The organism is Curtobacterium sp. PhB115, from assembly GCF_003752025.1.
Taxonomy (GTDB): domain Bacteria; phylum Actinomycetota; class Actinomycetes; order Actinomycetales; family Microbacteriaceae; genus Curtobacterium.
In genome coordinates this window covers 113,033-137,295 of record NZ_RJKR01000013.1, presented here as the reverse complement: position 1 = coordinate 137,295, position 24,263 = coordinate 113,033, and the positions used below count along the sequence as shown (strand labels likewise).

At 66.4% G+C, this 24,263-nt stretch carries 28 protein-coding genes; 16 read left to right on the top strand and 12 right to left on the bottom strand.

Translation table 11 applies throughout. The features are described from left to right. Positions 1-67: 67 nt before the first annotated feature. Positions 68-535, bottom strand: a complete 468-nt coding sequence (locus EDF19_RS18475; RefSeq protein WP_123682316.1) for an arsenate reductase ArsC — start codon at positions 533-535, stop codon at positions 68-70. Positions 536-657: 122 nt separating this feature from the next. Here EDF19_RS18475 and EDF19_RS18470 point away from each other — a divergent pair, with 122 nt between their 5' ends. The 4 genes from EDF19_RS18470 (at position 658) to crcB (ending at position 2,654) form a co-directional block, all read left to right on the top strand. Beyond that, positions 658-1,053, top strand: coding sequence for a metalloregulator ArsR/SmtB family transcription factor (locus tag EDF19_RS18470; RefSeq protein ID WP_123682315.1), 396 nt, complete (start codon positions 658-660; stop codon positions 1,051-1,053). Positions 1,054-1,214: 161 nt separating this feature from the next. Next, a complete protein-coding gene (locus EDF19_RS18465) occupies positions 1,215-1,718 on the top strand; it encodes a universal stress protein (protein WP_123682314.1) in 504 nt (167 codons plus the stop codon). A 52-nt stretch (positions 1,719-1,770) separates the two neighbouring features. Beyond that, positions 1,771-2,286 (top strand): CrcB family protein, encoded by a 516-nt coding sequence (locus EDF19_RS18460; RefSeq protein WP_123682313.1) that lies wholly within the window; start codon positions 1,771-1,773, stop codon positions 2,284-2,286. Then, positions 2,283-2,654 carry a fluoride efflux transporter CrcB gene (gene crcB / locus EDF19_RS18455; protein WP_123682312.1) on the top strand — a complete coding sequence of 124 codons (372 nt, stop codon included), beginning with the start codon at positions 2,283-2,285 and terminating at the stop codon, positions 2,652-2,654. The genes EDF19_RS18460 and crcB overlap by 4 nt, the downstream gene beginning before the upstream one ends. 377 nt (positions 2,655-3,031) lie before the next feature. Here crcB and EDF19_RS18450 read toward each other — a convergent pair whose 3' ends face one another. From EDF19_RS18450 to EDF19_RS18435, 4 genes are all read right to left on the bottom strand, one after another. Further along, on the bottom strand, positions 3,032-3,316 hold the full coding sequence (locus EDF19_RS18450; RefSeq protein ID WP_123682311.1) for a hypothetical protein: 285 nt from the start codon (positions 3,314-3,316) through the stop codon (positions 3,032-3,034). 22 nt (positions 3,317-3,338) lie between these two features. After that, positions 3,339-4,211 carry a universal stress protein gene (locus EDF19_RS18445; RefSeq protein ID WP_185022946.1) on the bottom strand — a complete coding sequence of 291 codons (873 nt, stop codon included), beginning with the start codon at positions 4,209-4,211 and terminating at the stop codon, positions 3,339-3,341. 226 nt (positions 4,212-4,437) lie between these two features. Then, complete coding sequence (locus EDF19_RS18890) at positions 4,438-4,701, bottom strand: hypothetical protein (RefSeq protein ID WP_148071151.1); 264 nt, start codon at positions 4,699-4,701, stop codon at positions 4,438-4,440. 176 nt (positions 4,702-4,877) lie between these two features. Beyond that, positions 4,878-5,639, bottom strand: a complete 762-nt coding sequence (locus tag EDF19_RS18435) for an SDR family NAD(P)-dependent oxidoreductase (protein WP_221180699.1) — start codon at positions 5,637-5,639, stop codon at positions 4,878-4,880. 294 nt (positions 5,640-5,933) lie between these two features. On the opposite strand from EDF19_RS18435, the gene EDF19_RS18430 reads away from it, so the two are divergent. Together EDF19_RS18430 and EDF19_RS18425 are read left to right on the top strand one after the other, a co-directional pair. Continuing rightward, entirely contained in the window at positions 5,934-6,413 is a 480-nt protein-coding gene (locus tag EDF19_RS18430) for a hypothetical protein (protein ID WP_260217335.1), read from the top strand. Next, positions 6,410-6,784 carry a BON domain-containing protein gene (locus EDF19_RS18425; RefSeq protein ID WP_123682307.1) on the top strand — a complete coding sequence of 125 codons (375 nt, stop codon included), beginning with the start codon at positions 6,410-6,412 and terminating at the stop codon, positions 6,782-6,784. Before EDF19_RS18430 ends, EDF19_RS18425 begins: the two co-directional genes overlap by 4 nt. Before the next feature lie 573 nt (positions 6,785-7,357). On the opposite strand, the gene EDF19_RS18420 is transcribed toward EDF19_RS18425, so the two are convergent. The 3 genes from EDF19_RS18420 to EDF19_RS18410 all read right to left on the bottom strand — a co-directional run bounded on the left by EDF19_RS18420 (position 7,358) and on the right by EDF19_RS18410 (position 9,282). Then, on the bottom strand, positions 7,358-7,651 hold the full coding sequence (locus EDF19_RS18420; protein ID WP_123682306.1) for a hypothetical protein: 294 nt from the start codon (positions 7,649-7,651) through the stop codon (positions 7,358-7,360). A gap of 234 nt (positions 7,652-7,885) precedes the next feature. Then, positions 7,886-8,947 carry a zinc-binding alcohol dehydrogenase family protein gene (locus EDF19_RS18415; RefSeq protein WP_260217333.1) on the bottom strand — a complete coding sequence of 354 codons (1,062 nt, stop codon included), beginning with the start codon at positions 8,945-8,947 and terminating at the stop codon, positions 7,886-7,888. Then, a complete protein-coding gene (locus EDF19_RS18410; protein WP_123682305.1) occupies positions 8,944-9,282 on the bottom strand; it encodes a hypothetical protein in 339 nt (112 codons plus the stop codon). Before EDF19_RS18410 ends, EDF19_RS18415 begins: the two co-directional genes overlap by 4 nt. Before the next feature lie 219 nt (positions 9,283-9,501). Between EDF19_RS18410 and EDF19_RS18405 the strand changes: the two genes are divergently transcribed. The 6 genes from EDF19_RS18405 to EDF19_RS18380 all read left to right on the top strand — a co-directional run bounded on the left by EDF19_RS18405 (position 9,502) and on the right by EDF19_RS18380 (position 12,897). Next, positions 9,502-9,918, top strand: a complete 417-nt coding sequence (locus EDF19_RS18405) for a PLDc N-terminal domain-containing protein (protein ID WP_185022945.1) — start codon at positions 9,502-9,504, stop codon at positions 9,916-9,918. A 53-nt stretch (positions 9,919-9,971) separates the two neighbouring features. Next, entirely contained in the window at positions 9,972-10,649 is a 678-nt protein-coding gene (locus tag EDF19_RS18400) for a BON domain-containing protein (RefSeq protein WP_123682304.1), read from the top strand. Beyond that, positions 10,646-11,167, top strand: coding sequence for a universal stress protein (locus EDF19_RS18395; RefSeq protein ID WP_123682303.1), 522 nt, complete (start codon positions 10,646-10,648; stop codon positions 11,165-11,167). The genes EDF19_RS18400 and EDF19_RS18395 overlap by 4 nt, the downstream gene beginning before the upstream one ends. Continuing rightward, on the top strand, positions 11,164-11,652 hold the full coding sequence (locus EDF19_RS18390; RefSeq protein ID WP_123682302.1) for a hypothetical protein: 489 nt from the start codon (positions 11,164-11,166) through the stop codon (positions 11,650-11,652). Before EDF19_RS18395 ends, EDF19_RS18390 begins: the two co-directional genes overlap by 4 nt. 302 nt (positions 11,653-11,954) lie before the next feature. Further along, positions 11,955-12,425, top strand: coding sequence for an SRPBCC family protein (locus tag EDF19_RS19265; protein WP_185022944.1), 471 nt, complete (start codon positions 11,955-11,957; stop codon positions 12,423-12,425). A gap of 262 nt (positions 12,426-12,687) precedes the next feature. Then, entirely contained in the window at positions 12,688-12,897 is a 210-nt protein-coding gene (locus tag EDF19_RS18380; protein WP_123682300.1) for a hypothetical protein, read from the top strand. Positions 12,898-13,385: 488 nt separating this feature from the next. On the opposite strand, the gene EDF19_RS18885 is transcribed toward EDF19_RS18380, so the two are convergent. From EDF19_RS18885 to EDF19_RS18365, 3 genes are all read right to left on the bottom strand, one after another. After that, positions 13,386-14,066, bottom strand: coding sequence for a hypothetical protein (locus EDF19_RS18885; protein WP_148071150.1), 681 nt, complete (start codon positions 14,064-14,066; stop codon positions 13,386-13,388). Positions 14,067-14,235: 169 nt separating this feature from the next. Then, entirely contained in the window at positions 14,236-14,706 is a 471-nt protein-coding gene (locus EDF19_RS18375) for an Hsp20/alpha crystallin family protein (protein WP_123682299.1), read from the bottom strand. An 877-nt stretch (positions 14,707-15,583) separates the two neighbouring features. Then, positions 15,584-16,420, bottom strand: coding sequence for a universal stress protein (locus EDF19_RS18365; protein ID WP_123682297.1), 837 nt, complete (start codon positions 16,418-16,420; stop codon positions 15,584-15,586). A 164-nt stretch (positions 16,421-16,584) separates the two neighbouring features. On the opposite strand from EDF19_RS18365, the gene EDF19_RS18360 reads away from it, so the two are divergent. Next, positions 16,585-18,942, top strand: a complete 2,358-nt coding sequence (locus tag EDF19_RS18360; RefSeq protein ID WP_123682296.1) for a phosphoketolase — start codon at positions 16,585-16,587, stop codon at positions 18,940-18,942. Positions 18,943-18,949: 7 nt separating this feature from the next. On the opposite strand, the gene EDF19_RS18355 is transcribed toward EDF19_RS18360, so the two are convergent. Next, complete coding sequence (locus EDF19_RS18355) at positions 18,950-19,723, bottom strand: universal stress protein (RefSeq protein WP_185022943.1); 774 nt, start codon at positions 19,721-19,723, stop codon at positions 18,950-18,952. A gap of 208 nt (positions 19,724-19,931) precedes the next feature. Here EDF19_RS18355 and EDF19_RS18350 point away from each other — a divergent pair, with 208 nt between their 5' ends. Genes EDF19_RS18350 through EDF19_RS18340 form a run of 3 tightly spaced genes read left to right on the top strand, consistent with a single transcriptional unit; the run spans position 19,932 to position 24,192 of the window. Further along, positions 19,932-20,807, top strand: a complete 876-nt coding sequence (locus EDF19_RS18350; RefSeq protein ID WP_123682294.1) for a universal stress protein — start codon at positions 19,932-19,934, stop codon at positions 20,805-20,807. Beyond that, positions 20,807-21,667: a universal stress protein gene (locus tag EDF19_RS18345; protein WP_123682293.1), complete on the top strand. Its 861-nt coding sequence runs from the start codon at positions 20,807-20,809 to the stop codon at positions 21,665-21,667. The genes EDF19_RS18350 and EDF19_RS18345 overlap by 1 nt, the downstream gene beginning before the upstream one ends. Further along, entirely contained in the window at positions 21,664-24,192 is a 2,529-nt protein-coding gene (locus tag EDF19_RS18340) for an HAD-IC family P-type ATPase (RefSeq protein ID WP_123682292.1), read from the top strand. Before EDF19_RS18345 ends, EDF19_RS18340 begins: the two co-directional genes overlap by 4 nt. Positions 24,193-24,263 lie beyond the last annotated feature (71 nt).

The window sequence follows — 24,263 nt, the reverse complement described above, 5'->3', positions numbered from 1 at the left end:
CGAGGCGGCGGCGCCGACGGGACCGACATCGGCGCTGGCGACGGGCAGCCCGGCTCGGCGGTTCGCGTCACTCCGTAATGGGACGGTCCGCCCGAGACACATGGCCCTCACCCTTCGGTTCGGCAGTTGCTCCGGCCGGGAGCAGCTCGTCTAAGAGCGCCGTGACACGGTGCTTGATGTCGTCGCGGATCGGACGGACTTCCTCGATGCCGCGGCCGGCGGGGTCGGTAAGTTTCCAGTCCTCGTACCGCTTGCCGGGGAAGATCGGGCAGGCGTCGCCGCACCCCATGGTGATGACGGCGTCGGAGCGACGGACGGCGTCGGCGGTGAGGATCTGCGGCTGGTTGCCGGCAATGTCGATACCATCTTCGGCCATCGCCTGAATCGCGATCGGGTTGATCTGGTCCTTCGGCTCGCTGCCCGCGGAGAAGACCTCGACGTGGTCCCCGCCGAGAGCTTGGGCATACCCGGCGGCCATTTGGGAGCGACCGGCGTTGTGGACGCAGACGAACAGGATTCTGGCTTTGTCGCTCATGAAGATGCTTTCGGTTCGGGTGTTCAGCCGATGAGGGCGAGAGCAGATGCGCACATCGAAGCACGTCTATATCGATGAACGCAACTATAGACACCGGTCGATATGCCTGCGAGGATCACGGGATGCCGACCGTCGAACTGCTGCCCATCCAGGACGTCACCGTGTGCTGCTCACCCGTCACGACCGAGGCGATGGACCAGGCATCCGCTGAGGTGCTGGCGAAGTCCTTCAAGGCGATCGCGGACCCGGCACGCCTCCGGCTCATTTCGATGGTCGCTGCGCACGACGGTGCCGAGGCATGCGTGTGTGACCTGCAGGAGCCCCTCGGCCTGTCTCAGCCGACTGTGTCGCACCACCTCAAGGTCCTCGTCGACGCCGGGATCCTGCACCGCGAGAAGCGCGGCATTTGGGCGTATTTCTCCCTCGTCCCCGGCGCCCTTGACACCCTCGCCAGCCTCATCACTGCGCCGACGAACGTTTCTCCCCACTCATCGAGTCGGGATGCTGTACAGGCCTGATCCGATTGGACGCCTGGTGGGCGCAAGGCTCCCTGCAGGTGCATACTGATGGTGTCGTCAGACCCGGCAGTGGGGCTTGCCGGACCCAACCTCGACATCCGTCGACAACAGTCCCTATCTCAAGTGGTCGCGCTTACGTGCGCCTGAGGTAGGGAGATGAGATGGCCGAAGAAGCTAGGCCGGTAATTGTCGCCGGGCTGCAGGTCGGCGACGTCGAGGCAGTGGCCACGGTTGCGGCTCAGATAGCGCACCGCTTCAACGCGGCGCTGGTCTGCGTGACTATCGACCCGTCGTTGCTGTCCATCGGGACCCGTCCCGATGGGTCGGAGATGATTGAGGCGATCGATCCCGACTCGAGCGAGAGCACACCACGCGGGTTGCCTGACGATGACATAGCTGTCATCCAAGGTGTTGCCGCGCGATACCAGGTCCCAGTGGAAAACCTGACACGGGTCGGGGATCCGGCTCGCATGCTGGCAGCCATCGCGGAGGAGCGTCAAGCGGAGCTCATCGTCGTCGGCACGCGCACCGGTCGGCACCGTATGGCGGAGTTCTTCAACGGGTCCGTCGCAGCCCGTTTGACGCATCAGCAACACCGTCCGGTACTCGTCGTTCCGACGAACCCAGTCGGTTTCGATGCCCCTTTGCCGTGGCAGTCCAGGTGATGCGCCGCGATTGGGCGCATCGGCAACCGCTGATCGCGGCAGGAGGCGGAAGATGACTTCCCGAACAGACACCACAATGTCCGAGAACCAGCTCCCAGCAGATCCGGACGTGCAGGTCGGCGACCCGGCCCGCACCATGCGGCCGGTACACCTGCAGTGGCGCTACCTCGGCCTCGTCGCGCTCGGCGGCGCGGTCGGCACCACGCTCCGCGACCTGATCAGCACCGCGTTCCCCGCACACCACGGGGTGAGCTGGTCGATCTTCTGGGTCAACATCACCGGCGCGCTCCTCCTCGGGGTGCTCTTGGAAGCCCTCGCCCACTGCGGCCCCGACGCTGGCCGACGACGGACCCTCCGGCTGCTGGTCGGGACCGGGGTTCTCGGCGGGTTCACCACCTACAGCACCCTCGCGGTCTCCACCGCGGGACTGTTCCTCGACGGCCGCGCCCTCGCCGGCACCGGGTACGCCCTCCTGACAGTGCTGGCCGGGGCGGTCGCCACCGCAATCGGATTGACCGTCGCCGGCTGGATCCGGCCCCGCCCGGACCGGACGGAGCAGACCGTATGAGCGCTCTTACGATCCTCCTGGTCGCCGCCGGCGGTGGCGTCGGCGCGTCGTTGCGGTTCCTGCTCGATGGCACCATCAACGCCGGCCGGCAGTTCCGAATCCCCGTCGGCACCCTCACCATCAACATCACCGGCTCCTTCATCCTCGGGCTGGTCACCGGCGCCGCCACCCACCTCGGTGCGCTCCCCGTCGCGATCCTCGGCACCGGGGTGATGGGCGGCTACACCACGTTCAGCACCGCCAGCTTCGAAACCGTCCGCCTCGCCCGCGGCGGCCGCATCAACGCCGCCGCGGTCAACGGGCTCGGGATGCTCATCGTCTCCGTCGCCGCCGCGACCGCCGGCATCCTCCTCGGCACCCACCTCTGACCCGTCTGGAAGGACCCGACCGTGCACTTCGACATCACCATTGAGACGCCTCGTGCCACCACCAACGGATGGGCACCCAGCAGCAGCGCGAGCGCCGTCATCCGCGCCGCGCAAGAACCTTTCACCCCGAGCCCGTAACTGCGCGCACCGCGCCACCCGAGATGTGTTTCGAGCGGCGTCCACGAGCCGCCGTGGGGAGGCACTGGTGTCAGGAGTGATCGCCAGCAGGTCGTCCCGTAGCCTCCCCACGGCCCACCACTCGCCTGCCAGCTCCACTCAGCCCCCCCCCCCCCCAACACCATCGCCGCTCGCACCCGTCGCCAGGCGGGCAGAACAAGGAGCATTTGCGACGCCCGCATCGTCCCGGCCTGTTGCTTTCAGCTGCGGCTTTGCCGCGCCAGCCGTCCCCTTCGTGCCGGTGCGGCGGTGCGCAGCAGCCGCCGAACCCGGAGGTGCACGATTGCCCGCCACAGCGGACCGGGGGTCGCGGCAATCACAACGAACATCGGCCATAGCCCGGCCGGGACGAGCCAGAACAGCGCCGGAATCCCGAGCAGGGCCACCAGCGCCCAGGAGACGCTGTAGTTCCAGTCAAGGCCGATGCGCTTCGCGAGCCGAGCAAGGTCGCGGGAGACGGTGTCCTCCTTGACGGTTGAACTCATGAGCGGCAGATCCTGGGTCCGCTTAGCCGGCGTCCGCGGACGCATCGGATGGCATACCCGCATCCGCGGTGGTGGTTGCGTGCGGTGGAACGACACACACCGGGACATGTGAGAAGTGCATGAGCGCCTCTCCAACGGATCCGGTCAGGAGCCCGCCAAGTGCCGTGCGGTGTCGCCGGCCGATGACGATGAGGGATGAGTTGTCGGACGCGGCGAGTAGTTGACGAAGCGGCTGTCCCCGATGGTGGATCCTCCGCACGGACAGGTCTGGGTGTGCAACGCCAACGGCTCGCAGCGCTGCGTCCAGTTCGAGGTCCGCTTCGTGTTCCCAGATGTCGCGGTCCTGCTCGAGGTAGATCACGCCGTACGGAGACGTCGTGCTCGGCACTTCCCAAGCCCGCACGAGGAGAAGCTCCCGACTCTTCCGTACCGCGATGGATGCAGCGAATCCGAGCGCCGACGCCGCTGTTCTGCTGTCCACGCCGACCACGATCGGCCCGTCGGCCGGCGCCCACCGCTCCGGCACAATAACCACCGGAATGTTTGCGCGTGCGACGACTCGCTCGGCGATGCGTCCAGCGATTGCAGCGAGAAAGCGATGCAGCTGCTGCCCACCGATGACAAGAACATCACCGTGTTCTGAATTCGCGAGGATAGCCTCCACAGTGGGACCGCCAACGAGGTCGTAGGTGACGGCGAGATACGGACGACCGCGGCGAAGCCGCTCCGCGGCGGCTTCGAGCCGGCTCGCGGATGAGGCCGGCTCCTCGCCCCGGAAGGCGTTGACGGTGAGCAGCCGCACCCGATCATGGTCCGGGTCGAGTTCACCACCGACCCAGTCGAGGGTCTGCCATCCGGCGGCGCTGTCATCGATAGCGACGGTGTACGCGGTCATCATGTCTCCTCAGCGAAATGAATCGAACAAGCTCAGCTATTCGTCGGCTGAGCGCTTGCAGCTCATCTCTGTGGCGGACGGTACGGACTCGTCGCGGCCGAAGGCAGGGCCCAACGTCCCAATAACGAGGGAGCTGCTTCGCAGCAAAGAAGACGCCACGCCGAGCGCGCCACGAGAAGCGTGCGTGCTTCCTAACAATGCCAACCGCAATGCTCAGTGCACGAGCTCAGCCTGCGGCTCGTTGTCCGTAGGCGATGCCTCTGATCTTGGTCGGGAAGAACTGCACGTGACGAACATGCAACCCTTCGGCTGACGCGGAAGCGGTGTGCTGCCGCAGCAACGGCAGACCCTCCACCGTCACACTCCACACCATCACGCCGTCGTTGCCGTCGCTTTCGAACGTGATTGGTTCAGCGCCGTCGATCGGTGGCCACGGCCTTCCCGATGGCTCCAGGAAGTGAACGGTCCGCTCTGACACGTCGTAGGTCACCGGAGTTACTGTCAGGTGCCCCTTTTCGGCGAAGAGGAACCGGCCCTGATGCTGGCCGCTGAGCAGAGCCCAGCAGACGTTTTCAGTCAGGACGGCAGCGTCAAGCGGTGGCACCTGCGTCCCGATCTGTCGTGGGGCGCTGTCCGGTGGGTCGGCGGCGGTCTGGGTGGGAGGCATCAGATTGCCGACCAGCCGCCGTCGCTTGGCAGGATGACGCCGGTGATGTTGGCGGAGTCGTCGCTGAGCAGCCAGGTGATCGCCGCCGCGATCTGTTCAGCTGCCGCAATCGGTGGCACGTTCGTCTGCAGGTACGGGCCAAGGCGGGCGCCGGCGAACTCGGACCGGAACGGTGCTTCGATGTTCGTGGCGACGGCGCCAGGGGCAACGGCGTTGCAGCGCACACCGGTCGCGGCGTAGAAGAACGCAGTGCTCTTGGTCAACCCGTCGACGGCATGCTTGGAGGTTGTGTACGCGGTGCCTGCCGCCGAACCGCGCAGGGCCGCTTCGGATGAAACGTTGACGATGCTGCCTGCGCCGGCATCGATCATTCCGGGTAGCACTGCCCTCGTCAGACGCATCACGGCCGTGAGGTTGACTGCGAGCACTCGGTCCCACGTGTCGTCGTCGATCTCCGCCGTTGGCAGGAATCCGTCCATGATGCCTGCCACGTTCGCCAGCCCGTCCACGGTGCCGCCTGCCGCGTCGAGAACCTGATCGATGACCGTCCCCTCGGTAAGGTCGCCCGCAATGGTGACGAGCCGGTCTGAGTGCATCGCTTCGGTGAGCTCGTCCAGCCGTTGCTGGATCACGTCCGCCGCGACCACTCGGGCGCCTTCGGCGAGCAGCCGCTGCGTGGTTGCCCGTCCGATACCGGATCCGGCCCCTGTGACAATCAGCGTTCGGCCTTCGAACCGTCGAGGCCCGTCCGCGGCGTGCATGCTCATGGTGCTCCGATCTGGGTTGCCGGGCATTCCGGCTCGTCCAACTGAAACCGCTCGACCGCACCGCGCACAGGGCCCATCGACCTATGGAGACACAGCGCTGCGGCAGCGGCTGCCCCGCACAGCACAGCGCAACGCGTGGCGTTCATCCGGTTCGCCCCGGCCCAGGACAACCCGCCGGTGACAGCGCGCTGTAATGCAGGGCGGTCCCGCTGCGGGACGTTCGGCTCTGTGAACTCGCCGTGACACGAGCGGGAATGGTGCTTCACCCACTCGCAGGAAGGGTCAGTCATGGCAACACACATCTCACCCACCGGACAGGCAGGACGCAGCGACCCACGTCACCAGACACTCCTGCTGCCTGATTCGGCGACGTTTCGCTGGACCACTATCGTCCTCACGGGACTGATCGGTCTGACCGCGGTCGCCGGCGGCGTCGCGATAGCGTCCGGCTTCGAGAACGAGTCCCTCATCCCCACCCCCAGCGTTCTCGCCGGTTCCGTCTTCACCTCATTCGTGATCCCGGGACTACTGCTTGCCGTCGTCGTCGGCGGCTTGCAGCTGCTCGCCGCTGTCCTCGCGATCGTCCGGTCTCGGTGGACCATCCTCGCCGTCACCGTCGCAGCAATCGCCCTCCTGGTGTGGATCTTCGTCGAAACAGCGATGATCCCGTGGAGCATGCTGCAGGCGGTGTACTTCGCCGCCGGCCTCGTCGAAATCGGGCTGGTCATGGTGGGGCTTGGCCTTCTCTCCAGCGGGACACGGCGATGACCGGGCTGCGACGCACGCAACGCCCCCCAATCTGGTCCCCCGACGCCAAGTCACCGGATGTCGGCGGTGCCGTGCAGCCCGACGCGGAGCGTTCTGACACGGTCATGCGCACAATCGAACGGGCGCTCTCTGACGACGCCGCGTCGGATGCACGCAACGTGCTGGTGATGGTCAGCGGCGATGAGATCCTGTTGCGTGGGCATATCCGGTCGTGGTCGGAGCGCAGCCGTATCGGCGAGGTCGCGTGGAACACCGCCGGTGTGCGGACGGTCCACAACGACCTTGTCCTGTATGACGATGCCGGCATCAGCGGCCGGTTACATCGCAGCTTCGATGCCTCGGACGCCGGGGCGGGCGGCTGCGATGTCTGACCTGCATCGTGAACCGTACGCGTGGTGCCCGTTGAGTGAGTCGGCGCGACGGTTAGCTACAGTGCTCGAGTTCCAGCAGCGCGGTCATGACCGCTGGGTCTGGTTCCTGCCCGGCCACCATCCGTCCGACGAAGCACGGGAGCGGGAAGCGGTTCGCCGGCTGCGGCTCATCGTCACCGCTGCAGCCGGTAGGACCCTAGCGGTCGCCGTTCCCGGAATCCTCAGCACGCATGATGCGGTGGCGTACTTGGCTCGGGACCCCGTGACGGCCGAAGCGTGGCGGATCGCCACAGACCCGCACCCTCCGCGGGCCCGACGCGTCCGGTTCTCGCGGGCGAACACCGGCCGCTACGAAAATTGAGGAAAGGCATTCCATGGAACATGCAGTGACGACCGGAGGCGCGGAGGAAACCAGCGCGGAGCCGGACCTTGAACTGACACAGCCGATCGACATGATCGCGCTTCTCCGCGACGGATGACAACGATGGGGTGCGGTAGGCGGGCGCGAACCAGGCAGCGACCACCTGCGTCACCTCGCTCCACATCGCAATGTGCGTCGGTTCGGCGGGGTGGTCAGCGATGTCGGGCGGTATCGGACAGGATGGACTGAACACGGATGGTGAGCTGTTCGACGAAATCGGCGTCCTCTTGCTCCATCGCGTCATCGGGGGCAGCGACTGCCATCAGAGGAACACCGGGGCCAAGGACAACGTTCGCCCAGGTACGGCACCCAGCAGTGTCACACGTGGGAATGTCCACGACGTCACTATCGCCTGCCTGGGCGAGGATAGCGGCATAGTGCAGAACGGCGTTCGCCGCGGCGTCGCTGATGAGGATCGCGAACGTTCCGTACTTGAGGTTCTTCATCGATTGAGCATTCGTAGGCCGACGACCAGAACAACTGGTTTCTACGGTCGACACGATATCGAGCGCCTTCCGAGCAGGTGCCCCATGCTGCGAGAATTGGACAGCACAGCGGTAACTCCGCTTCGGAACGCACCGGTTGTTGCCCGACGAAGCGGAGGAGCTGACCGGGATCCGAACGTCTACTCGGTCAGGGCGCCCTGCCGACACTGCTGGTGCCAGCAGCGGAGCTGCATCTCAATCCCAGCCGGCGAACACGACTGACCCGCTCAACGCGCCGGAACGCAGCCCGTTGGCGGCTTCCGCGATGCGGTTGAACGTCATCTCGGTTACAGCCGGTCGGAGCTCAAGTGTGGCGGCGAGACGGAACAGTGCTTCCCCGTCGGCTCGTGTGTTGGCTGTCACGGTGCGGAGGTCCCGCTCACCGAACAGGAACTCGTACCGTATTGACGGCAGGTCAGTCATGTGGATGCCGGCGAGGACGACGGTACCGCCCGGCCGTGTTGCTCGCAGCGCGAGGGGAACCAGGTCTCCGGCCGGAGCGAACACGATCGCACTGTCCAGCGGTTCGGGCATGGCTGCCGTCGCATCACCGACGAACACCGCACCGGCATCACGCGCGCGGTCCCGGTTCCCAGTGCCGCGCGTCGACACGGCGACGCGGGCACCGCGAGCGTGTGCGATCTGCGCGGTGATGCCGGCGCTGGAGCCGTAGCCGAAGATCCCGAGAAGCCCTCCATCGGGTAGCGCTGCCCTGTTCAGGGCCCGATAGCCGATGATGCCGGCGCATAACAGCGGCGCCGTCCTGACCGGGTCGATGGCGGATCGGAGCCGGTACGCGAACGCTTGGGAGACCACCGCGTACTCGGCGAAGCCGCCGTTGGCGTCCCAGCCGGTGTACTGACTTCGCTGACAGAGGTTCTCAGCGCCGGATCGGCAGGGACCACAACGACCGCAGGTTCGCCGAAGCCAAGCGACACCGATGCGGTCACCGACCGCGAACCGGTGCGCGTCGGCGCCGCGCTGCAGAACCGTGCCGACGATTTGGTGGCCTGGGACGACGTGCTCAAGATGCTGGGGAAGCTCGCGGTCGATGACGTGGAGGTCTGTACGGCACAGCCCGCACGCGTCCACACGGACGAGCACCTCGTCGCCGAGGGGGCGCGGCGTTGGTTCATCGGTCCGGAGCCGAAGTGATCCCGGCTCGTCCTCCGTGACCCAGGCACGCATCGTCTCGGGAACGCCAGCCATCTTGGTCTCTGGCGTTTCCCGCATCGTGGCGCCGGAAGCTTCACTCATCGTTGCAACACTCCTGTGATGGTGCTTAGCGGACCCACCAGGTAGGAGATCTGTCCGGCATCTGGTAGCAGCGCCGTCGACCGGACCGGGCTGTGTCGGCCGGCGCGCGTGACGCGTTCAACCGCCGATGCAAGCCCTGCCGGGTCGATGAGCACCGTCAACGTGTCAGCGGAGATGCCGCGCGGAACCGCGAGCGAAGCGTGGAGCTCCGCGACGTCGGCGTCGGTCACGTCCCAGTACGGTGCGGCAACCCAGTCTCGGCGCTCGAGTCCGAACACGTCCTCGTACCCGACGACGGCGAGGGTTACGTCGACGAGGGGGATGTCGAAGTGCACAAGCTTGCGTCGCATCGACCCAGCGTCGGCCCGGCCGGCGCCGTTTGATGAGGTCGAACGTCCCAGCAGGCGGAATGTCTGTAGGTCGTCCCCTGTCCGGCGGGGCAGTCTAGGGACCTTCGGCACTGTCGATGTCACTCATCAGCGCGCACGCTGCATCCGGACTTGCAGGTGCGCGGCCATCACGCAGCCTTGAGGTGAGCGGATTGGAGACAGGCCATGATGTTCACTTGGACCGGCCCGTGGGGCGGGCCGTGGGACGGTGTCGGAGCCGTGCTCTGGTCCTTCTTCTGGATTGTTGCGTTTGTCGCTTACCTCTTCGCCCTGTTCGCCGTCATCAGCGATTTGTTTCGTGATCACACCCTGAACGGTTGGTGGAAGGCGGTGTGGATCGCGTTCCTGGTTTTCGTGCCGTTCCTCACCGTCCTGGTCTACCTCGTCGCTCGTGGCCGAGGCATGCAGGAACGGGCGGCACATCAAGCGGAACGTTTCCTCGGGTCGGCCGAGCCACCTCGACCTTTCGTGGGCAATGCGCACCCGGCGGAGGAGATCCGCACGGCGAAGGCGCTCCTGGACGAGGGGACCATCACCCCGGCCGAGTTCGAGGTGTTGAAGGGCCGAGCCTTGCAACAGTAAAGGGCGGACCTTGGACCCTACGAAGCGCCGTCGATGCCGTCGAGGGTTGCCGTATGACAACCATCACCCACACTGAACATCGTTCCGATTCAACCATCAAGCATGACGTGCAGCAGGAACTCGAATGGACGCCCGGCATCGACGCCACCGCCATCGGTGTCGCCGTCGACGACGGCGTTGTAACCCTCAGCGGCACCGTCGACAGCTTCACCGAGCGGATTCAAGCCAGCCGTGCTGCGCTCCGCGTCCAAGGTGTGCATGCCCTCGCCGATGACATCATGATCAGCGCCGCAGCGCGCGCCCTGCACACCGATGCGGAGATCGCCCACACGATCCGGCAAGCTCTCGATGCGGACGCCACCGTTCCGGAGGGCCACGTCCAGGTTGAAGTTGCCGACCACACCGTCACCTTGCACGGCGACGTCCCGTGGCACTTCCAACGGCTCGCCGCGATTCGTGATGCTGAACGCGTCGCCGGGGTGAAGTACGTGCTGAACCACATCGGTTTGACCCCGCGCCCCACAGCTCACGACACCGAGAACCGCATCAAGCAGGCGTTTGTCCGGCACGCACAACTGGACGCCGACCGGCTCGAGGTCTCGGTGCAGGACTCCGTCGTCACCCTCACCGGCCGGGTCGCGTCCGCGGCGGAGAAGCGTGAGGCGGAACTCGCCGCATGGCGCTCCCCCCACGTCACCGACGTGCAGAACCTCCTCATCGTGCAGCCATGACCGTCCGACGACACGGCGGGGTCATCGTCGCCGGCTACGACGAGTCCCTCGGTGGCCGTGCTGCACTCCACCAGGCGGCGTCACTTGCCCGCTACCTCGACGCGGAACTGCGCATCATCATGGTGTGGCGGGAACCGGCACTGTTCGACGACCTCGCCACAGGCCTTGGTGAACTTCCCGCCGATACCGCAGCGGACGACGCCGAACGTATCCTTCGCCGCGCCGCGGAAGCGGAGTTCCGCGGCGGCGTACCGTCGTGGGTGCACTGCGAGTTGCTGCTTGGGTCCCCCGCGGACGTGCTCATCGAGCAGAGTTCCAACGCCCGCATGCTCGTCGTCGGCAGCCGGACACACTCCAGCTTTGCCGGGATGCGACTCGGTTCGGTCAGCGCACGCTGCACCGAACACGCCCTCTGCCCGGTCCTGGTCGTCCCACCAACAGCTCGGCTCGCGGAACGCGAATCGGTGCACGTGACTGCCGGAGCGCAACGCCCGCCCGGCTCGGCACCATCACCGTGACCGATTTCGACCGGTACGCATGGCGGCCGCTGTTCCGCATCGCCGGCGCAGCGGCTTTGCTGTTCGTCGCTTCCGGATTGACCGCGCTCGTGCTGTACGTCCTCGCACCGCCACCCGAATCAGGTGCAGCGGCGACGCTGCGCTTTATCGCGGATCAGCGCCTGTCTTACATTGCGCAGCAACTGTTGTGGCTCATCCCGTCCGTCTTCGCGGTACTCGTCTTCGTGGCGTTGACCGTGGCGTTCCTGCCACGTAGCCCCGTCTTGACTCTCCTCGGCGGCTCGCTCGGCGTCGCAGCTTGGACTGCGTTGCTGGCCGTTCCAACGACGAGCGTCGGCACCCTCGCCCTGGTACCGCTGAGTGACCGCTTCGCCACGGCGTCGCCGGTGACCGTGCCGTCATCCTTTCCGCTGCCGAGGCCCTCCTCGCAGAGAACAGCACCGTCACCCTCGCGGGAGCCCTCACCCCGGTTGGAACACTGCTGATCTCCGCCGCAATGCTCCGCGTCGGGTCGCACCGCTGGGTCAGTTCGGTCGGCGTCGCTGCCGGCGGAATGGGGTTAGCCGCGGAACCGCTCCGGTTCGCGGCGCCGTGGGTCTACACCGTCTACGGCCCGCTGCTTTGGTTGTGGTTCGGACTCGCCGGAGTGATGCTCCTCCGGCTGCTCCCCGGCACCGCCACGGGACCTGTTCCGCCCGTCCCACAGCAGCCAGTTACAACGACTGCTGCCACTTCGTCGGCCCCTCTCGGCGAAACCATGCGTGCTGAGAGAGCCCTGCATGGTTCTGTGCTCATCGCCGCGCCAGTGATGGAGGTCTTCGCGTTCGTCGCCGACGAACGCAACGAACTTCGTTACAACAGACAGGTGCAGTCCGTGCAGAAGCTCACCCCTGGGCCCATCGGCAGTGGGACGCGGTGGCGGATCACCACGGCGGCACCAGTGGGAACTCGTACCGTCGAGCTGCTTATCTCCGAGTCCGTTCCCGGGCGCCGCATCAGCTCCTCAAGCCGCATCGGCGGCATGCACATCGACGGAACCGTCTCATTCCGATCGCACCCGCTCGGGACGGAACTGTCCTGGCGATGGACGCTGCAACTGCCGAGATCGCTTCGCCCCCTGGCGCCACTGATCTGGCGCATTGGCCAGCACCGTGAAGCACGGATCTGGGCCAGCCTCGGAAGCTATCTCGCGCCCGGAGCAGAAGATTCCGCGCACCGTTCACCGTTGCCTTGGAACTGGATCAGGCACGCGAATTGATGGAGTGGAGGCCGCCCTCAGACGCGCCGTTGCGGCTGAGTGCGGCCTCCACGCAGACGCTTCGGGTCCGCCTGCAGGCCGCAGTCTCGCCTCACCACCATCAGCCCGCGTAGAGCCGAAGGTCCCGCCCAACTGACCCGAACGGTCCGGCTCGGAGGCGGAACCGCATCACCGGAGCAGTGGACAGCTTCTTCCACCTTGCCAACTGGGAACCTGGGGAGGAGTCTTCAACCGATGCACACTTTCAGGGCGGGAGCATCCAATGATCCGAAACACGTACACCGCAGGTCTTCTCGGTTCACCGCAGCTCGGCTCCGGCGTCGACGAGGACAACAACGAGCTGACGGCGATTCAGCACACCCGGTACGGAGGAGCGGACGTCACCGTTCTGACCGTACGCCACGGTGACCAAACGTCGATCACCATACGGCTGCTCTCGAAGGATGACATCGAACTTGGGGAGCCCAGCTGACGTCAGATGGGGTTCTCAAATCCACGGACGCCGCCGAGGCAACGGCAGCTCGAGCCGTGAGACAGCGCGCGGCGGCCGCGCTGGCAGGTTAGGCACCAGCGACGCTGTTGATTGGAAGCCGCGGACGATTCGCGTTGTCTCCGACGCTCCGGACCGCCTGTCGGGAAGCTGTGGCTCCGCGTCGAGGCAGGATTCCCCGTCTGTGCTCTCCTTGCACCCAACGGACGAGTCGCCGGGTCATCGACCCTGCGGAAGGGTCGCCGAGATGATGCATGTTGGGGCCTACGAATACTGACGGCTGCCTACGCCGATGTGGGTCGTCATCGCGCGGACACTCCATCCCGCTCCCGATAACGTTCCCGTTCCGGGGTCTTGGGAACGCTACGTCACGGGCCCGGACGCTGAAGCGGACCCCCGGGATGTGGCGGACACAGCTCTACCAGCGCGTCGCGGAGGCCGCACGCTTCGATCGGGCCGCCGAGGGCCGGCTAACCGCCGCGACCGTTATCCGTTGAGCTGCCCCATCGTTGATTTCCCGACGTGGCAAACGGGACGCGGGTATGTGTCTGCTGCTGGTACAGCGCGAGTGCGGCATTGCACGGAACCAGTTGCGGGCATCCGCCCGGCACGGCGAGATGGATGAGGGTGCTATAGCCGTCAACGGTGCGTTGACCGGGCACGACGAGTGTCACGGTGAGAACATGATCGGGCAGCATCGCGCTGAGGAACCCCAAGTACGTCAGTACCGGAGGCGGTGCTGCTGTCGGAATGTTGAACGTGACAGTGTTACCGGCAAGGATCGCGGCGGCGAGGTGCGCAGCTGCGGCAACCGGCGGGAAGTCGTTATCAACATCGAGATGGACTCGTCCAAGCGGTGCCGCGCCGTCGATCACTACGGTGTCAGCTGTGACGTGCACCGTCGCAGGTGCGTCCCGGATCGCATCGGGAGCCCGGGCGAAAGTCATCGCGAACACGCCTGCGATGGCGGCCGCATGTGTGTCCCCGTCATCGAACCGTGTCAATTCGAGCGCGGCGGCGCTTGCCCTCGCGAGGACGAGCGCACGGATCGCGACGGGCAGCAGGTCCCAATCGTCGCAGGTCGAGCGGGAGAAGCTTGAAGTGCCTCCACGGTCAAAGGTCAGAGCTGGGGTTGCCCTCAAGGTTGTCATCACGCGATCTTTCGGAGTCCGGTCGAAGCGGTGCTGACGGCATACCGTGCGCTGACGGCAGGGTCCGGCTCGGGCGGCTGCCGGAGTGGCAGCCGCCCGAGTGGCAGGTGTGGCTCCTGGCGGTGCGCGGCGGACCCGTCGCACATCCCGGACCGGCCCATCCGCGGGGTCAGGGGCCGTCCGTGCCGGTGCTGGTCTCGGCGGGTGCCGCACCCGCGGTGACCGCGACGGGCTCCGGCGCTGCCGACCCGGTGATCGGGATCCTTCGTGGCTTGGCACGCTCGGACACCGGCAGCACCACGCTGAGGACACCGTTTTCATAGTTCGCAGAGATCTTCTCCGCGTCGATGCCCTCGCCAAGGTTCAGCTGCCGCACGAACGCACCGCTCGGGCGTTCCTGCGACAACCACTTCGCGCTCTCCGACGTGGAGAGGGTGCGGTGGGCGCGGATGGTCAGCAGGCTGCCTTCAACGTCGATGTCGATGCTGCCGGGGTCGACCCCCGGCATGTCCGCGTTGAGGATGTAGTGGTCGCCGTCACGACTGAGGTCCATCGGGACGAAGCGCGGCCCACTGCGACCATCGAACATCGTCGCAGTCAGCCGGTCTAGTTCCCGGAAGGGGTCGAAGTAGAGAACCATGATGTCTCGTTCCTGTCGTTGTGTTGCCCGATACCGGACGGTTCGCCGGTGCGGCGACCGTACGGCGTCGCCTACAGCTGCGGACAGGGTCTTCCGACCCGTGTGATGTCGTAGGACGTTCGTCCTCTTCGTCACGTCCGACACCGCACATGCTTCTTGGTAGGCGCAGACAGCGGCCACCAGAACCCTCGGGTTCATGGCGTGGAACGGGTCTCTTCTTGAAGAGGCAAATACCACGGGGACGGTTCTCATCGGAACACCGGGTTTGACCACTGTCTGCGTCGCCTCCGTAGAGAACGAAGCTGGGATCACCGTTGTGTAGGTGGCGCGTGGATTGGGAAAGCATCGCCTCGGTGAGCCGGGCCGAAGCGCGACGGCGACGCGGAACCGCAACTGCCGCACGGCTCGACGCGGAGTCGTGTGCTCGTGAAGCTCGCATCGCTGCTGATGTTGATTCCGGCGTGTTGTGGCTCATGCGGTCACTGCTCAACCACGCAGTCGCAACCAGTGATGATGAAGCTGCGGAGATCAACGACCGGATCGCAGACCACGCGCTGCGTGTTATGCAGGCGACGAATAGCTCCGGCGGAAACGACCGTTAGAGCGGGGGTTGCCGAACCGAGCAGATGAGGACGAAAGCTGATGACTGCAGATCGATCTCGACCCGGCGTTGTCCGAGATGGGCCCTGGGGGTTCGTATTCTTGTGCGCTTACGTGGGTGCCGCGGTGTATTTCGTCTCAGCCTCTGATGGCAGCTTCGGTGGGGTCGTCCTGGGCCTGCTCCAAGCGTTTGTCTGGCCGGCGTACGCCGTGTTCCATACGCTCGAGGTCCTCGCCGCGTGAGCACCTGTCCATACGGCGATCGCCGTGTCCTTGGTCAACCATGATCGACGGGCGGGACAACGCATACGGGGGATCGTCCACGGTGCAGAAGTTTTTCGCCCACTGACCCCGTCAGGAACGCCCCAAGGGCGGTTCGGTGCCGTCTGCCGATGACGAGCATCGACGCGGTCCCCTCGCCGCGGAGAAGCACATCGGCGGGCGTGCCCTGGTGGAGTTCCCCACGCATGCGAAGGTCAGGATGTGCGGCGCTGACCGCGCGAATGGCGGCGTCGAGTTCCAGTTGGCTTTCGTGTTCCCAATGGCCGCTGTCCCGGGCGAGGTAGACGCGGCCGAACGGGGAGATGCTCGTCGGCGGCTCCCACGCACGAATCAGAACCAGGTCAGCGCCGCGTCGTTCTGCGCGATCTGCTGCGAAGGTCAGCGCCGCAGTCGCTGTGCGACCGTCCACGCCCATCACCACTGGTGCTTGTTCACCGGGCGTCCAATGTTCCGGGACGACGACAACGGGCACGGTGACATGCGCGACGAGGCGTTCCGCGATGCGGCCGGTGATCGCTGCCCAGAACTGACCCGACCGGCGTCCGCCGATGACCAAGATGTCGGAGGCGGCCGCGTCGGCGAGCACTCGTGCAACGGTTGCTCCATCGACGACAGACTGTTCAACCTGCACGTCGGGGTGATGGTGGCGAAGACGCCGTGCGGCGATCGCGAGTCGGCTAGTGATGCGCTCGGTCGTCTGGCCGAGGTGTTCGTGCACGGTCAGGAGTTCAACCCGGTCCCCCGCGGACATTTCCCCGCCGATCCAATCAAGCAGGTTCCACGCCGCTGCGGTTTCGTCGATTGCGACCGTCCAGCACGTCGGCTCCGGCATGTCGAGTCCTCTCGTCGGTACGAGATGACCTTGCTGGACGGATGGGCTAGCTCGGCAGGGCTTTAGTCCTGCAATACCGGTCCGGAGTCGGAAGACCCTGGTCGGGAGACCGTCGCAGCGGCCAGGGTGGGAGCGCCGCCCGACGACGGTGAGGAGACGTTTGCATGGACGACACGACGATCGAGCAGATCCACCGGTGGTGGCGGGCAGCGAACTACCTCGCGGTCGGTCAGATCTACCTCCTTGATGATCCGCTGCTCCGACGTGCTCTCGTTCCAGGGGATGTGAAACCTCGCCTCCTTGGTCATTGGGGAACAACCCCGGGGCTGAATTTCTTCTACGCACACCTCAACCGGGTCATCCGTGAGCGAACGATGCGCACCCTGTTCGTGTGCGGTCCGGGACACGGTGGGCCGGCCGTCGTCGCGAACGCGTGGCTCGACGGCACGTACAGCGAGCTGTACCCGGCGGTGTCCGCTGACGAGGCGGGCATGCGGCGCCTGTTCCGCCAGTTCTCTTTCCCCGGCGGTATCCCGAGCCATGCCGCACCGCAGACGCCGGGGTCGATGCATGAAGGCGGTGAACTTGGCTACGCGCTGTCCCATGCGTATGGGGCTGCGTTCGACGACCCGTCCCTCCTGGTCGCGGCGGTCGTCGGAGACGGTGAGGCCGAAACCGGCCCGCTTGCGACGAGTTGGCATTCGAACAAGTTCGTCGACCCGCTCCGTGACGGCGTGGTCCTGCCGATTCTGCACCTCAACGGGTACAAGATCGCGAACCCGACCGTGCTTGCCCGGATTCCCCAGGATGAGCTCATCGACCTGATGCGCGGGTACGGTCACCAGCCGTTCATCGTTTCCGGCGGGTTCGACGGTGAGGACCCGCACCTGGTGCACCGGCGCATGGCTGAAACGCTCGACGTTGTCCTCGACGAAATCGAACGGATCCGCCGGGAAGCCAGAGCGGGCACCCTGCACGGGCGGCCACGGTGGCCAATGATCATCCTTCGGACACCGAAAGGATGGACCTGCCCGCCGGTGATCGACGGACAGCCGGCGGAGGACAACTGGCGATCTCACCAGGTGCCACTGTCCGACCCACGGCACTCATCCGGACACCTTGCGGTCCTCGACACATGGATGCGCTCGTACCGTCCGGAGGAGCTGTTCGAGCGAGACGGGTCCCCGGCGGCTGACATTCGCGCCCACGCGCCGGGCGGTGACTTGCGGATGAGCGCGATCCCCGTCGCGAACGGCGGTCTCGTCCGGACCGACCTGCAGTTGCCGGCCTTTCGAGATCATGCGGTCACAGTCGAAACGCCAGGTGCCACATCGAGCGAACCGACCCGCGTCCTCGGTCGGTGGCTCGCCGACGTGGTTCGTGGGAACCCGCAAACGTTTCGTGTGTTCGGTCCGGATGAGACCGCGTCGAACCGTTTGGACGCCTTGTATCAGGTGACCGATAAGCAGTGGGATGCCGAGGTCGTACCCACGGACGAGCACCTCGCGCCGCACGGCCGTGTGATGGAGATGCTCAGCGAGCACCAATGCCAGGGATGGCTCGAGGGGTACCTTCTCACCGGACGGCACGGCGTGTTCGGCACCTACGAAGCGTTCGCGCACGTCGTCGATTCGATGCTGAACCAGCACGCGAAGTGGCTCGCGGAGAGCCGGAAGATCCCGTGGCGGCGACCCGTATCGTCGCTGAACTACCTGCTGTCCTCACACGTGTGGCGGCAGGACCACAACGGCCTTTCCCATCAGGACCCGGGGTTCATCGACCATGTGATGAACAAGCGTCCGGAAGTGGTCAGGGTGTATCTGCCGTTCGACACGAACACGCTGCTGTCCACCTTCGACCACTGTCTTCGATCGGTTGACTACGTCAACGTGGTGGTTGCAGGCAAGCAGCTCACACCCGATCTTCTCACCGCGGATGAAGCCGTATCGCACTGCACCCGTGGGCTCGGGATCCTGCCCTGGGCCGGCACGGAGGTGGAAGGGGAGCAGCCGGACGTTGTGCTCGCCTGCGCAGGGGACGTGCCGACGCTTGAGGTTCTCGCCGCTGCGTCGATTCTCCGTGCTGAGGTGCCTGCGTTGCGGGTCCGCGTCGTCAACGTGGTTGACCTGATGCGGCTCACTTCCCCGGAGCAGCATCCGCATGGCATGCCCGATGAGGCGTTTGATGCAGTGTTCACCCGGGATCGACCGATCGTGTTCGCCTTCCACGGCTACCCGTGGCTGATTCACCGCCTGACGTACCGTCGCGCCGCGAACGCGGACATGCACGTCCGCGGGTACACGGAGCAGGGCACCACCACGACGCCGTTCGACATGCTCATGCTCAACGACCTCGACCGGTACCACCTCGTCCTCGACGTCCTTGACCGTGTCCCCGGTCTCGCCGTCCGATACGCCGGGTTGCGGCAGCGGATGCAGGACGCCCGACTCGACGCTCGCGCGTGGACTCGCAGCTACGGTGAGGACATCCCGGCCGTGGCGGATTGGCGCTGGTCTCCCTGATCGCCGGTCAGCGCACCACGGCGACGGCCGTCCGTGAGGCACGGAGCACCTGTTCCACCACGGGACCGGTCCGTCGGCGGCGCGTGCCCGCGCCGACAACCAAGAGTGCGGCACCGTCGGCGGCGTCGGCGAGACGGCGCGCCACAGGACCTTCGACCAGTTCTCGGTGGATGTCGAGGTCGGGCAGATCCCGGAGTGCTTCCTCGACATGCTCTTCCAGCGTCTGGAGTACCTCACGACGGGCGCCGGCATCGAACCGTCCGCCCGGCCGTGACCAGACGGTAACCGCGCGAAGGGCCGTCCCGGCGCGCCGAGCCTCATGCCCGGCGAAGTGGAGCGCGGCGGCTGAGCCGGAGCGGACGTCGACACCGACCACGACACCATGGCCAGACGGCGCGTCCGCTGGCACAGCGACGACTGTGCACGGTGCAGCGTCGACCAGACGAGCAGCAATGGAGGGGCGGGAGCCGCGAGCGGATGGGACCACATCGTGGCCGACGACGAGGATGCAGTCCGCATCAACCGCACCAAGCAGGACAGCGACAGGCCCACCGCGGTGCACTTCAACGTCGAGGTCCACGCCCGGGACGGCCGCGTCTGCTGTGATGCTCGCGGTGACGCTCACAGCGGCCGCGCTGAGCGCCGGCGCTCGATCATCGGCGGGGACCGCGTGCACGATGACGAGGCGGTTGACGCCGCCAGCGACCCGTCCCGTCGCCCACCGCAACGCCGCACGGGACGCTGTCGATCCATCCCATCCCAGAACGATCCTCGTGGTCATGGTGAGCCGCCTCTCGGGCACCGTCGCGGCGCTCTGGAACGCACCCTGCACCGATCCGGCGCACCGACACAGTGGCGTTGGTCCCGTCTCGGGGCAGCGGGACCTTGGGCCCTGCCGGGGTGGCCAGCTCGCACCGTACCGTCCCACCATCTAATGCGGTGCGAGCCGCTGGCGACGCACGGGGCGTCTGCTGCGAAAGGGAGTCATCATGACCGCGTACACCGTTGCCATCGACGACACGGTCGCCGGCTGGCGGACTGTGGACTGGGCTGCGGACAACGTCGACCCGGCAACCGACCAGGTCCGACTGCTGACGGTGAGCGAGTTCTACGGTGAAGCGCTCACCCGTTCGGAGCACCGTCTTGAAGCAGCGGAACAGCGGCTCCGCGCCGCACACCCCGCGTTGGCAGTCACGCACGACGTCACGGGTGGACCGACCGCGGACCGGCTGGTCGCCGACGCCAAGCTCGGCGATGTCCTGGTCATCGGAGCGCAGCAGGTGCACACTCTGACCGCTGCGCTCACCGGCCGTGTCACGGAACGGGTCGTCGCTCACGCGACAGTGCCGGTCGTGGTGGTCCCCGAAGAGTGGGAACGCACCGATGGACCGGTCGTCGTCGGCATCGATGGCCGTTCCGCTGCGACCGCACTCGCATGGGCGGCCGACACTGCGCAACGACTCGGAAAGGAACTGAACCTGGTTCGTGCTTGGGCTGTTCCGACGGCGATGGCACCGTACGCGAACATCTACCTCGAAGAGGACCGAGTCCTCTGGTCGAACGAGGCCGACATTGAACTGCGGGCAGCGCTGCGCGCGGTCGGCGGAGCCCACCCCGAACTGAAAGTCACCGGGGACACTGTCGAAGGTCAGCCACGGGACGTGATGCTCCAGTCATCGCGCGGCGCTTCCCTGGTCGTCGTGGGTCGGCGACACCGGACTGCGCTCGGGGGGTTCCTGGCCGGATCCGTCGGCGAGAAGCTGATGCACCAGGGGCACGCTCCAGTGTGCGTCGTCCCGCAACCCCGACGCGCTCCGGCAAGCGATGAGCAAACCGGTAACCGCGAGCACGCTGAGGCCCGCTGATGCCCGACGGGAACGTCGTGACCACCGAGCACGTCATCGTCGGTGTCGACGAACACGCAGCCAGTGAGCGCGCCGTCGACTGGCTCGCGGTCCGCAGGATGATCCCCGGCAGCCGCGTCGAGATCATCACAGTGGCAAACGGCTGGGGCGATGACGTAGAAGCGCTCGACCGTCGGGTGCAGCGGGCCGCGGAGCAGATCACGACAGCGCACCCTCACGTCACCGTGACCACCGCCACACTGTTCGGCGCGCCGGACCGGACCCTTGTGGAGACCGCCGCGACTGCCGACTTGCTCGTCATCGGCTCACGACGGCAGCACCGCATCCGCACCGCGCTCGACGGGTGGATGCCGGAACGCGTGCCCACCCTCACCAGCGTGCCGACGGTCGTCGTTCCCGAAGACTGGCGTCCTGCGAACGGGGATGTGTTGCTCGGCGTCGACGATGAGAGCGGCGACTCGGCACTCCGATTCGCCGGGGCTCAGGCAGTTCGCGAACACCGACGTCTGAGCCTGGTCCGGGCGTGGAAGGCACCCGTCGCAGCTCGGGTCGGCGGCCTCAGCCTCCTCGAGGACCCGAAGCTGATCGAGGAGCATGCTCGGTCCGTCCTGCTCGACGCCGAACGTCTGCTCCACATCCGCTTCCCCGGCTTGCAGCACCGTCCTGTGCTCGACGAAGGCGACCCGGCCGACGTCCTCGAACGCCACGCCGCTGACGCGTCGATCATCGTGCTCGGCCGTCGGCACCGCTCCACCCTCGGCGGTCTGTTCTTCGGATCCACCGCACACGATCTCATCAGCCACTCACGCACGCCGGTGTGCATCGCACCGCTGCGATCGCCCTCCCCTGACGGTCGATGACGGCGACGGCGCCGAATCGGCCAGCAGCTCCGGTCAGCATCCGCGGTCTGAGCACCGCCGATGCGACGGCGCGGCTCAAGGCCGGCGGACCGAACGTCGTCGGGTCGTCAACACCGAGCTTGTGGCGAATCGTCGGGACACAGTTCCGCAACGTCGTCCTCGTGCTGCTGCTGAGCACCGCGCTTCTCTCCGGCGTTCTTGGCCAGCTGCAGGATGCCGTCGTCATCCTCGTCATCCTCGTCATCAGCGTCGGTCTCGGCGCGGTAAGCGAATACCGGTCAGCACGTGTCTCCTCAGCGATGGGCGACCGGCTCCGGCATTCCGCTCGTGTCCTTCGCGATGAACAATGGGCGACCGTCGATGTCCGGGACGTGGTCGTCGGCGACGTCGTCCGGCTCGGCGTCGGTACCGTCGTCCCCGGCGACTGTGTTCTCCTCACCGCCGAGGAACTGGAATGCGACGAAAGCGTCCTGACCGGCGAATCACGGTCGGTCCCACGGCATGTTGGGGAGACCGCGCTGCAAGGCGCCGTCGTTGTCGCCGGGGCGGCGGAGGCCGAGGTGCGCGCCACCGGAACGCATACCGAGTTCGGTGGGATCGCCACGGGTATCAGAAGCCGGCAGCCCGAGACGACGTTCCAGGCTGGCCTGGCACGCTTCTCCGTCCTGCTCGTCTGGATCGCCGTTGCCCTCATGATCCTCATCGTCGTCAGCGGTCTCGCCTTCTCCAGGCCGCTCCTCACAACGATCCTCTTCGCCCTCGCCATCGCCGTCGGCGTCACACCACAGCTCCTCCCCGCGGTGGTGAGCACAGCACTCGCCGCCGGAGCGCGCGTCCTCAAACGCTCCGACGTGCTCGTCAAACGGCTGGTGTGCGTCGAAGACCTCGGCGGCGTCGATGTTCTCGTCACCGACAAGACGGGAACCCTCACCTCGGGCGGCCTGCGCTTCCGTTCCGCGGTCGGGCAGGACGGGCTTCCGGATGACCGGGTCCTCGCAGCCGCGGTGGCGACAGTTCCGGAAGACCTGGCCGGGGAGGGCGCAGCGAGTTCTATCGCCGACGTCCTTGACCGTGCAGTGTTCGACACCGCAGAACGAGTCAAGCTTCAGACCGGCACCGCGCTCGCGACCCGGCCGTTCGACCACGAGCGAATGTATTCCTCGGCGCTCGTCGAACAGCCCGACGGGTCGCACACGCTCATCATGAAGGGAGCGCCAGACGTGGTGGTTCCCCGCTGCCGCAACGTTTCCGACGGCGCGACCGCATACCTCCGGGAACTGCTCGAGGCCGGCCACCGGGTGCTGGCGGTGGGAGCCGCAGCGGTTGATGACACGGTCACCACCGCCGATCCGGACAGTGTCAACGCTCCGTTCGTACTCCTAGGATTCGTCGTCTTTGAAGACCCGCCACGGCCTGGGGTGGCCGATGCCATCGCGGAGCTGCGCGGCCTCGGCGTACGGGTCATTGTCGTCACCGGCGACGACCCAATCGTTGCCGGTGAACTGGCACGGTCAGTCGGGATTCCCGTCAACCGACCGCTGCTCGGCTCCGATCTCCACGCCGCTGCCGGCTCACCCTCGGCGCTGGCGGAGCAAGTGCTCGCCGCCGGGGTGGTCGCACGCGTCCGTCCAGCGGACAAAGCCGACATCGTCCGAGCGTTGCGGGCAGCCGGCAACACAGTGGCATTCCTCGGCGACGGCGTCAACGACGCACTCGCCCTACACGCAGCAGACGTCGGCATCTCGGTGCTCTCCGCAACCGACGTCGCCCGCGATGCCGCCGACGTTGTCCTGCTTGATAAGAGTCTCGCCGCCGTCGCAACGGCGATTCGAACAGGCCGTCGTGTCTTCGCCAACACGCTCAAATACGTGATGATGGGAACGTCGTCGAACATCGGGAACATGCTCAGCGCCGCTGTCGCCGCAAGCTTCCTACCGTTCCTGCCGATGCTGCCCGCGCAAGTCTTGCTGAACAACCTCATCTACGACCTCGGACAGCTGACAATCCCGACCGACCGAGTCGACGCCGAACGGCTTGTCGCTCCGTCCCGCTGGGACCTCGGGGCGGTACGTCGTTTCATGCTCACGTTCGGCCCGGTAAGTTCCCTATTCGACTTCATCACCTTCGCCGTCCTCATCGGTGTCGTCCACGCCAGCCCCGCCGAGTTCCGTACGGTGTGGTTCGTCGAGTCGCTCCTTACGCAGTCGCTCGTCGTGTTCGTCATTCGAACGAACCGGGTGCCATCGTGGCGGAGCCGTCCCGGCCTCTGGCTCACGATTGGGGCGCTCGGCTCCGCGGCGATCGCCATTGCGCTGCCCCTGAGCCCTCTCGGCGCGGTGGTCGCATTCGCACCACTGCCCTGGCCGCTGCTGCTCACCATCGGGGCGATCGCCGCCTCCTACCTGGCGCTGGCTGAGGTGCTGAAAGCGCTCCTGTTCCGGTACGTCTTCCGTCCGCCGTCGACCGCTCACCGTTCAGCGCACCATGTTCGTCGCGCGGCGGCCCGTTTCGGAGCGACGCGGTGATCATCGGCGGTAGGACCTTCGACCCTTCCCGTGCGCCGCTGTTTCGCCATACGTTCACATCCGCTCGGAGC